This window comes from Thioalkalicoccus limnaeus (genome assembly GCF_041197575.1).
Lineage (GTDB): Bacteria > Pseudomonadota > Gammaproteobacteria > Chromatiales > Chromatiaceae > Thioalkalicoccus > Thioalkalicoccus limnaeus.
The window spans coordinates 1-3,042 of the sequence record NZ_JBDKXB010000061.1 but is presented as its reverse complement, the minus strand read 5'-3'; the positions used below and the strand labels follow the sequence as shown (position 1 = coordinate 3,042).

At 65.8% G+C, this 3,042-nt stretch carries 3 protein-coding genes; all 3 read right to left on the bottom strand.

Translation table 11 applies throughout. The annotated features are described in order from the left end of the window. Positions 1-12: 12 nt before the first annotated feature. From ABC977_RS17955 to bchL, 3 genes are read right to left on the bottom strand one after another with little or no spacing between them, the layout of a single operon-like run. Positions 13-1,446, bottom strand: a complete 1,434-nt coding sequence (locus ABC977_RS17955) for a BCD family MFS transporter (RefSeq protein ID WP_369668644.1) — start codon at positions 1,444-1,446, stop codon at positions 13-15. Beyond that, entirely contained in the window at positions 1,443-2,144 is a 702-nt protein-coding gene (bchM, locus tag ABC977_RS17950) for a magnesium protoporphyrin IX methyltransferase (protein ID WP_369668643.1), read from the bottom strand. The genes ABC977_RS17955 and bchM overlap by 4 nt, the downstream gene beginning before the upstream one ends. Next, positions 2,144-3,037, bottom strand: a complete 894-nt coding sequence (bchL, locus tag ABC977_RS17945; RefSeq protein WP_369668645.1) for a ferredoxin:protochlorophyllide reductase (ATP-dependent) iron-sulfur ATP-binding protein — start codon at positions 3,035-3,037, stop codon at positions 2,144-2,146. The genes bchM and bchL overlap by 1 nt, the downstream gene beginning before the upstream one ends. Positions 3,038-3,042: the final 5 nt, after the last annotated feature.

Below are 3,042 nucleotides of genomic sequence, written 5' to 3'. Positions count from 1 at the left end.
AGTTGAAAATGGCTAGCCGGGTAATTCGGCCAGACCCAGCTTCGACGGCGACGACGACCCCCGTCCCCGCACCGAGTGCGCCAACGGTCCGATCACCAATACCGCCCCCAACAACAAAAAGATCTCGATGATATAAACACTAGCATAGCCCATGACCAAGGCCGACAGCCCCGGCCCGAAGTCGGCGTCGGACGCGAGCCGGGTCACCCCGTCGCGCATCGCGCCGCCGAGCGCGATCGCAATCCCGGCGGCGGTCGCCTGTACGGCGCCCCAGGCACCCAACGCGATCCCGCTGTAGCCCGCCTGCGCCAGGTTCATCGCCGCGACTAGCGTGCCGACGACGAACAGGCCAGCACCGAAGCCGATCAACGCAGTGCCGACACGAAACATCAGCGCCGAGTCGATCGGCGCCGAAATCAGCACGATGACGAAGGCCATGACCCCGACCATGCCACCGAACGCCGACATCTGATAAGCATCGCCGCCGCGGGTCAGGATCCGGGCCGCCAACCCGCACGCGAGCAAGGTGCCACCTGCGAGCAGCGCCGTCAGCATCGTCGTCTGCGATACGGTCAGGCCGAGCACCTGCGCACCATAGGGCTCGAGCAGGATATCCTGCATCTGGAAGCCCATGGTGCCGAGCCCGAGCGCGACCAGCAGGCGCGACGCGTTCCCGCCTTCGGCGAACTCCCGCCAGGCCTGGCGAAAGGTCGGGCGCTCCCGATCCGGCCGCGTGAAGGTCGGATTCCGCGGCTCCTGTTTCCACAGTGCGATCAGGTTGAACAGCATGGTCGCGACGGCGGCCCCGGAGATCACCTGGGCCAGGCGCTTATAGCTGAAATCGGTGAGCAGCCAACTGAAGGTCAGCGCCGCGAGGATCATTCCGACGAGCAGCATCACATAGAGCAGCGCGACGACGCGCGGACGGACCTTCTCCGGCGCCAGATCGGCGGCCAGCGCGAGACCGGCCGTCTGCGTCGTGTGCAGGCCGGCGCCGACGAGCAGGAAGGCGATCGACCCGCCGATATAGCCTGCCAGCACGTTCGTCGTGTCGTGGGCCAGCAGGAACAGCGCCCAGGGCATGATCGCGAGGCCACCGAACTGCATCAGGTTGCCGAACCAGATGTAGGGTACCCGCCGCCACCCGATGAACGACGGATGGATGTCCGAGCGAAAGCCGAGCAAGGCCCGGAACGGCGCGAACAGGATCGGCAACGACACCATCAAGGCCACGAGCCAGGTCGGCACGCCGAGCTCGACGACCATGACGCGGTTCAGGGTCCCGAGCAACAGCACCATCGCGATCGCGACGGACCATTGGAACATCGACAGACGCATGAGCCGCCAAAACGGCAGCTCGGGCGTTGCGGCATCCGCGAACGGCAGAAAGCGCGGACTGATATGGCGTATATCAAACACGAAGCGTTTCTTGGCGTTCTCAGTCATGAGGGTTGCAACTCGAGCGCTTGAGAGGTGTAAAAACCGTTGACGATGCGTTGCGTCCGGGCCACCTGCCAGCCGGCGAGCGCCGCGTCACCGGCGAGCAACGCGCGCAGGTCCTTCTCGCTGACGGGTTCGATCGCCGGAGCCCGATCGCCGCGCGGGAAGAATTTGCCGAGCGCATGCATCATGGCCAACAGCGGCGTGCGCGGCGCAAAGGTGAACAGCACCGACGAGCGCGTCCGCCCGGCAAGCCCGGCGATCACCTGCAAGGCGTCCGCCGCCTGATAGTGGATCAGCGAATCCATTGCGACCACGTGATCGAAGTCCCCGAGCGCGGGATCGAGCAGATCGCCGACCAAGAACTCGACCCGGCCCGGGCCGAGATCCGCCGGGATCCGCTCATGCGCGAGCTCGATCAGCGTCGGCGACAGATCGATCGCCACCACCTCGGCGCCGCGCCGGGCCGCCTCGACCGCGAAGGCCCCGGTGCCACAGCCGGCATCCAGGATCCGTCGCCCGGTCAGATCGGCCGGTAACCAGCCGAGCAGGACCTCGCGCATCCGCGTGCGGCCGGCCCGCACCGTGGCCCGAACGCGGCCGAGCGGCACGTCGGACGTCATCCGCGACCAGGCCTCGGCCGCGGTGCGATCGAAATAGTTTGCGATCTGGCCGCGCCTTTGTCGATACGAGGTGTCGGTCATCAATCGAATCCGAGAAAATCAAAGATATCGCGATCCTTCATCGGCTTGGCGTCCTGTGGCGGGGTCCCCGCCAGCAAGTTCGCCGCCAACCGCATGTATTCCTGTTGCGCGGCCTCGAGACCCGGCGCCGGGTCCATCTCGAAGACCGTCGACTTCTTCAAACGGCTGCGGCGGATCACATCCAGATCCGGAAAATGGGCGAGCCGCGAAAGACCGATCGCCGCGTTGAAGCGATCGATCTCGTCGGTCGCCGCGCTCCGGTTCGCGATGACCCCGCCAATCCGCACCTGGTAATTGCGCCCCTTCGCGATGATCGCGGCAGCGATCCGGTTCAACGCGAAGATCGAATCGAAATCGTTCGCCGTCACGATCAGTGCCCGATGCGCATGCTGCAAGGGCGCGGCGAACCCGCCGCAGACGACGTCACCGAGGACATCGAAGACGACGACGTCGGTGTCCTCGAGCAGGTGATGCTGCTTCAGCAGCTTGACCGTCTGCCCGACGACATAGCCGCCGCATCCTGTGCCGGCCGGCGGCCCGCCGGCCTCGACGCACATGACACCATTGTACCCCTCGTAGACGAAATCGCTCGGCCTGAGCTCCTCGGGATGGAAATTGACCGACTCGAGCACATCGATGACGGTCGGGACCAACCGCTTGGTCAGCGTGAAGGTCGAATCATGCTTCGGGTCGCAGCCGATCTGGATCACGCGCTTGCCGAGCCGCGAGAAGGCCACCGACAGGTTCGACGAGGTCGTGCTCTTGCCGATGCCGCCCTTGCCATAGACCGCGAAGACCTTCGCCGCGCCGATCTCGACGCCCGGCTCGAGCGTCACCTGCACGCTGCCTTCGCCATCGGGCGGCGCGCCGTTCCCATTGGACCAGGGGTTCACTTGAC